The 6,573-nt window shown below is 62.6% G+C and carries 6 protein-coding genes; all 6 read right to left on the reverse strand.

Annotated elements, in window-relative coordinates; all coding sequences use genetic code 11:
• Positions 1-6: 6 nt before the first annotated feature.
• Entirely contained in the window at positions 7-1,614 is a 1,608-nt protein-coding gene (gene bamD, locus VIW95_RS09680; RefSeq protein ID WP_331585854.1) for an outer membrane protein assembly factor BamD, read from the reverse strand.
• Between the two features lie 117 nt (positions 1,615-1,731).
• Positions 1,732-2,385 (reverse strand): hypothetical protein, encoded by a 654-nt coding sequence (trmB, locus tag VIW95_RS09685; RefSeq protein WP_331585856.1) that lies wholly within the window; start codon positions 2,383-2,385, stop codon positions 1,732-1,734.
• A 163-nt stretch (positions 2,386-2,548) separates the two neighbouring features.
• Positions 2,549-3,994 (reverse strand): 4-hydroxyphenylacetate 3-monooxygenase, oxygenase component, encoded by a 1,446-nt coding sequence (hpaB, locus tag VIW95_RS09690; RefSeq protein ID WP_331585858.1) that lies wholly within the window; start codon positions 3,992-3,994, stop codon positions 2,549-2,551.
• Between the two features lies 1 nt (position 3,995).
• Complete coding sequence (locus tag VIW95_RS09695; protein WP_331585860.1) at positions 3,996-4,883, reverse strand: dihydrodipicolinate synthase family protein; 888 nt, start codon at positions 4,881-4,883, stop codon at positions 3,996-3,998.
• Positions 4,884-4,907: 24 nt separating this feature from the next.
• On the reverse strand, positions 4,908-5,804 hold the full coding sequence (locus VIW95_RS09700) for a hypothetical protein (RefSeq protein ID WP_331585862.1): 897 nt from the start codon (positions 5,802-5,804) through the stop codon (positions 4,908-4,910).
• On the reverse strand, positions 5,797-6,573 hold a 777-nt coding region (locus VIW95_RS09705; RefSeq protein WP_331585864.1), incomplete at its 5' end, for an aldehyde dehydrogenase family protein. The genes VIW95_RS09700 and VIW95_RS09705, both read right to left, overlap by 8 nt.

The raw sequence follows: 6,573 nt of genomic DNA on the forward strand, positions 1-6,573 counted from the left end.
AGCCCCTTACTTCGCGGAACTGGTCTTCAGGGTTCCGGCTTGCGGGGTGAACGTCATCAGCAGGCGCGGCGGACTTTCGAGCGGCACCACCGCGAAGTGTGCGACTGGCTGCATGTTGAGGGTGACGGTGGTGCCTGCCGAGCTGCTCGAGACGCTGCAATCCTTGAAGATCGATTTGTCGAACACCAGATGAGTCTGCAGGGCCGGGTCCAGGGTAACGTCCTTGAGCATCACAGTCGCGGTCGAGCCGTCGGAACTACTCTGCAGGTTCTTGTCGAAGCTGACGGGACCACTGAGTTCAAGAATCACCGACAGCGGCGGATCGTTCGATGACAAACGGATCGTCTTCAGGGTCGCGGGACCGGCCGCGGGCGGCTCGCTCAGCGACAACGGCGCCGACGACGACGCGTCCCCGGGCGCGGTCATCTGATGCAAGGTTGGCTCCGGCGCGGGTGCGGTCGCATCCCCGCTCGCGTTCATTTGATGGAGCGACGCCTCCGACGGAGCTGCGTCTGCCTCTCCGGTCATCGCGCGCGCCTGCGCCGAGGCGGCGCCGGCGATACTGCCGGTGGGCTTGGGCAGGATAGGAGCCGGCGCCCGCATCATGTCAGGTCCCCCGGCCTTTGCGCTGGGAAGATCGGGCTGCGACGGATCGGGCGCGTTCGCGACGGGCGGCACCTCCGGCGATGACGCTTTCGCGGCCGCGCCCGGCGGCATCGACGCATCGAGGTTCGGCAGTCCGTCGGCTCCGTATGTGGACCCGCCGCTAGACGCGACATCGGTGCCGCGCATCTCGGAGCGCTGGCGCACGACTACTTTGTCCGCGTTCGAGTCATCGGGATTTCCGCCGTAGCCGGTCTCGGCCAGCACCAGCGGCAGCGGATCTTCTTCGGTGTCGATTGGTTGGTGGAGCTTGGCGAGCTCGGTCCGGGCTCTCTTGGCATAGTTGGAGGTGGGGAAATGCTTCTCCACGGCGGCGAAAGCCTGCGCCGCCGAGTATCGCTTGCCTTCCTTCTCGAGCGAAATTCCCAGTTCGAACAGCGCGTCCGGCGCGACCGGAGTCTCGGGATATTTCTGCAGCAGCTCGGCAAAGCGCGATTCTGCCGCGCGGAAGTTTGCGCGCTTGTAATAGTAGTTGCCGACGATCATCTGGTTGCGCGCGAGCATCTCGCGACATACCAGGACCTTGTCATGCGCCAGCTCGGAAAAATCGCCTTCGGGAAAGCGCTGCTCCAGTTCCTGGAAGCGCTTGAGCGCCGCTTCGGTCTTGCCCTGATCCTGGTCCTCGCGCCCAATCTGATCGTAGTAACTCAGGCCGATGTAATAGGTGACGAGCTCGAGATTTTTGCTCGTCGGATGCATCCGCTGGAAATCGTCCAGCGCGCCGATCGCCTCGGCGTAATCCTTTTGCTGGTAGTAGGCGAGGCCGATTTTCATCTCGGCGTCTTCGGCATATGGGCTGAACGGATATTTGTCGATCACCTGCTGATAATTTTCGATCGCTGCCTTGTACTCTTTTGTCGCAAAATTAAGTTGACCCTGCGCGTAGTAGTCTTCGCCGGAAGGCTTCTGGCGCAAACTACAAGCCGCGGCAGGCAGTAGAACAAAAGCCACCAGTATCAACAGCAAGCGTTTCATCGGAGAGTCGCGAAAAGGTTAAACAAGGCGGTCCGGCATTGCAATCCGCACCAGATCCGCGATTCGGCACCTCGTGATGACAGGCGGGCGGATTCAGGTACTTTTGGACTGACGCGGCCTCCGGAATGAGGCCGAGAAAACCGGTTTGCCGGCGGCAACATACTTGCGCGCGAACCCGGTGCGCTCAGCGCCCGGCGCGGCCTCGACCGCGCGGATAAAGCCTGCCGCGAGCATCATTGGGAAAATCTCGGCGGCGTAACCGCGCACGTCGGTCGCGACGTAGGCGATCGCCCCTGGCTCGACGGTGCGAAACAGGCTCGCGACGAGCGTCGGCGTGAACAGCCGATGCTTGACGTGACGCTCCTTCGGCCAGGGGTCGGGATAATAGATATGGTACGCGCTGACGGACGCGTCCCCGAGCATCAGGTTGACCAGCGTGCGCGCGTCCATCCGCACGACGCGCAAATTGTCGAGTCCCGCGCGGCCGCATCGCACCGCCAGCACCCGCGTGATCGTCGAGGAGAGTTCGACCGCGATAAAGTTGCGCTCGGGAAACTGCGCGGCGCGCTCGATGATGAATTCGCCTTTGCCCGCGCCGATCTCGACTTCGATTGGCGCGCGGCGGCCGAACATCGCGAGCGGATCGATCGTGAAGAGGTCGTCGTCAGGTGTGAAGAGTACGCGCTCGCCAATTTCGCGCGCCTTGGGATTGCCCCAGATGCGAGCTGCTTTTCGAAGTCGTGCCATGGATGCATGACGATAGCGGGCGCTGGCGCAGTCCGCCATCCGCGCTGTTATGTGTTGCGTGATCGGGAAGGGAGCAACGCGAGCGCTTCTGTCATCCTGACAAAGCGAGGCTCGCGTCGCTCGCTCGGGATGAAATCAACCGGAGTGACGGAACCGGACTTACTCAGTCGGCGCGTTTCAGGAATGCGCGCACTCGATCTATCAGCGGCTTCAGGTCGGTATTGTCGACCAGCGCGCTTGCCATTCTTACCGGGTCGCCGAAGAAGAAGCGCTCGTAGAGAACCTGGCGGCCGCCGAAGGCGCTGCATGCGACCTCCCATGCCAATCGATACAGCGCGACGCGGTCCTTCGCGGGTGCGTCGGCGGCGCCGAAGTAGCGCTCGATGTCCGGCAGCTCGGCGGGATTTGCGAAGTCAGCCGCGGACGGCGTCGCCATCAGCGAGCTCGAACTGTTGAGCTGGATAATTTCGACCAGGCGCGGATACAAGCGCGGGAAAAGATTGCGCGCGGTGTCAAGCGGCGCCCGCGCCGGCGTGAAGACGCCCCATTTGTCAGGAGCGGCGTCAGCTTCAGCCGCGCGCAGGCACGCACGCATCGTCTCGGTGGTCATGATCATTTCGGCAATGCGTTCGCGCACATGCGGTAAACTCATCGCATCGCTGGCTTCGGCGATTCGCGCAGCCAGTCCCAAAACGAACTCGCTCTTCGCGACATTTTTCACCGCCACTTGGTGCATCATGTGCACGACCGCGCCGGTTCCCGCGTACAGCGCGTTGCATCGCGCGACGTCGCCCCACAGAAAAACGCGCTCCCACGGCACGAGCACGTTGTCAAACACGACCACCGCGTCCATCTCGTCAAAGCGCGACGCGAGCGGATTGTCGAAGCGTGAACGGCCCAGGTCGTAGGTGTCACGGCACAGGAACTTGAGGCCTTTGGCGTTGCAATTGATCGCAAACGACAGCGCGAAGGGCTCAGCCGCGGGCTCGGCCTTCAGCACCGTCGAAGGAAACACCAGCAACTCCTCCGAGAGCGGCGCCAGCGTCGCGAGCATCCGGCATCCGCTCACGACGATACCTTCCTTGGTCTTCTCGACGAGCTTGAGCGCCAGGTCGGCGTCGGTATGTCCCGCCCATCCGGCGGCGCGGCTCGCACGCGGATTGACGAGAGTGTGCGTCGCGCACCAATCGTGATGCCGCGCCTCGATATAGTAATTCCAGATGTTGTCGCCGTGACGCTTATCGCTTTCCGCAAAAAACTCACGCGCCGCGGCCATCGCGGCGAGACTCACGTTCAGGTAATCCGGCGTGCGCCCGAGCATCCCGCAGCCGAAGTCGGCCCACGTCTTCATCATCCGCGTGCGCTTGCGCAGGTCGTCGGCGCTCTTCGGAATGATGAACGACATTCCCGCGCGACCGCCGTCGTCGGTGCGGAAGGTCATCGTCTCGGGATGCTCCATCTGCATGTCGTAGAGCGACGCGACCGAGCGCGCGCAATTGGCGAACGCAGGATGCGCGGTGACATCGCCGGCGCGAGCGCCGCCGATCCAGATTTCTGCGCCGAGCTTTTTCAGCGACGACAGGTAATTGTTGCCCGAGCGCGCACCCATCTCAGATGACCTCGTTGAGCAACGGCAGGCGCTTGCGGATTCGTTCTGCGGCGTCGGCGGGCGCCATGTACGGCGGCCGCGCCGGGCCCATCTCGATTCCGGTCGCGACCGAAGCAGTGACTTTCGTAGTCCCTAGATGGCCGAGCGTTTCTTCACCGCCGCGCGGAAAGCATCGATTGAGCCGGCGCTGAATTTCCTCGGCGCGCTTGTAATCGCCGGCCTGGTACGCCTTGAGCAGCGCGACCGCGGCCGGCACCGCGAAAATATTGATGAAGCCGCCGGCCGCGCCGAGCATTAGCCCTGCCAGCATCGCGCGAAACGTATTATAGATGTCCGCGCGGCCGTCCACCTCGTCGTACAGCGCCTCGAGATGCTGCAAGTCGGTCAGCACTTCCTTGAATGCGACGACGCCCGGAATCGTCGCGAGCTTGCCGGCGAACTTCGGCGTGATGTTGAACTTGCTGAGCGCGGGGTTGTGGTAGATGACGACGGGCAGGTCGCCGGCCTCGGCAATCATGCGATAATGGCGCTCGACTTCGGCCTCGCCGCATCGCCAGTAGTACGGCGGAATCACCTGCTGCGCATCGTAGCCGAGGCGGGCGGCGATTTTGGCGTAGCGCAGAGTCTCGAGCGTGGTCGCGCCTGAGGTCATCGCAACGGCAGACAGGTCGGCGCGCTTGCGCGTCTCTTCGATCACGATTTCGAAAACTCGCGTGCGCTCGGCCTCATCCATATGCAGAAATTCGCCGATACTCGGCGCAGCGACGATGCCTCGTGCGCCGGCCGCAATCGCCCACTGAACTTCGCGCCGCAGCGCATCTTCGTTGAGCCGGTAGTCGTCATGAAACGGCGTCACCAGCATCGCCAAAATCCCATGTGCAAGTTTCAAACGCGCACCTCCGACCGTATTGCGCTAGGCGGCCTCGCGTTCGGCTCCGCTGAATGAGGGTTGAAAGAAAAAGATCGCCTGGCCGGTTCCGATTGCGGCCTCGTATTTTCCGAACTGCTCGCCGCGCCAGGTCCATGAGTCGCCGCCCATCGCGCCCGCCATCGTGATGTAATGCGAGAAGCGGCCTTCGGGCGAACAATGTGCGCGGTAGTCGTCGGCGGCGGACAGCACGGCATCGTGCCGCCCCTGCTTAAACCATTCCATGATCCGTTCGTCATAGAGGCGATTGGCGGTTGACGCGATGTCGTCGGGTGACGCCGACGCCCGGTCGAGAATGTGATCGTAGTCCCAGAACTTGTGCGACATGCCGCCGGAGGCCACGATCACGACCCGCCGATTCGATTTCCAGATAGCCTGTCCGATCGCGGCGCCGTACGCCAAGTCGTTTTTGACCGACGCCGTTTGACACACACTCAGTGACAACACCCGGCGGCGCGCTTCGTGATTGAAGTAGTACATCACGTTGAGCGTGGGATAGTGCATCGGTAAGTTGCTATGCGCCGACGCGATAGCGCGAATCCCCCGCTCCTGAGCTTCCATCTCGACTGCGCGCGCGAGTTCGCCATCGCCCTGGTAATCATATTCGAGACCGTGCAGCATCTCCGGCAGCTCTTCCGATGTATACACACCCGCGAGCCGCTCGTGAGCATTGAGTACGTACTCCAAAGTAGAGAACCAGTGAGTATCGATTAGTAAGAAGGTGTCGAAGTCGAGATGACGGATGCGCTCGCGTTCGAGCTTCGGCATCGCGTCGTAAAAGGTCGTCACGTTGCGGCCCATGTATGCGCGGCGCGCGACCGGATCGGTGATCATCAGCCGCGGAACATGGGTAGTGAAGATGGTCGCGACGACCTTACCCATCGTGGTCCTCCTCGCCGTACGCGACGCACACGAGTTTCGGCTCGGTCCAGAACTCCATGCTGAAGCGGCCGCCCTGCCTGCCGAGCCCGCTCATCTTCGCACCTCCAAACGGAACGCGCAGATCGCGCAGAAAAAAACTGTTGACCCAGACCATTCCGGTTTTGATTTTTTCAGCGACCCGCAGCGCGCGATCAACGTTCGAGGTCCAAACGTAGGCGGCGAGGCCGAAGCGCGTCGCGTTGGCGCTCGCGATGCCCTGCGCTTCGTCATCGAATCGTTCCACAGTGAGCACCGGCCCGAAGATTTCCTCGGATACGGCACGCGAGTGCGCATCGACGCCGTCGAGAAGTGTCGGCGAGTAGTAGAATCCTCGCGCGAGTTGGGCGGGATTCTTTCCGCCAGCTAAAAGCTTCGCGCCGTTTGCGACCGCGTCAGCAACGAACGAGTGAACGCGCTCGCGATGCGCGCCAGAAATCAACGGGCCGTACTCGGTGCCGTCGGCGAGCGGGTCGCCAATTTTGAGGGTCGAGATCTCCGAGGCGAACAGTTCAAGAAAATTCGCGGCGACGTGGCTGTCGATGAGCAAGCGCGAGCCGGCGACGCACGACTGTCCCTGGCTGCGGTAGATCGATCGCGCGACGCCCGCCGCGGTGCGCTTCAGATTTGCGTCGGCAAAAACCAAATTTGGCGACTTGCCGCCGAGTTCGAGCGTTACGCGCTTGAGCGATTCCGCCGCGGACGCCATCACGCGCCGTCCGGTCGCGACCCC

This window comes from Binatus sp. (SeqCode) (genome assembly GCF_036522015.1).
Taxonomy (GTDB): domain Bacteria; phylum Desulfobacterota; class Binatia; order Binatales; family Binataceae; genus Binatus.

What these genes read in the sequence shown, in the direction of transcription:
- trmB (WP_331585856.1), bottom strand. Translation starts at nt 2,385, where the DNA reads ATGGCACGACTTCGAAAAGCAGCTCGCATCTGGGGCAATCCCAAGGCG.
- hpaB (WP_331585858.1), bottom strand. Translation starts at nt 3,994, where the DNA reads ATGGGTGCGCGCTCGGGCAACAATTACCTGTCGTCGCTGAAAAAGCTC.
- VIW95_RS09700 (WP_331585862.1), bottom strand. Translation starts at nt 5,804, where the DNA reads ATGGGTAAGGTCGTCGCGACCATCTTCACTACCCATGTTCCGCGGCTG.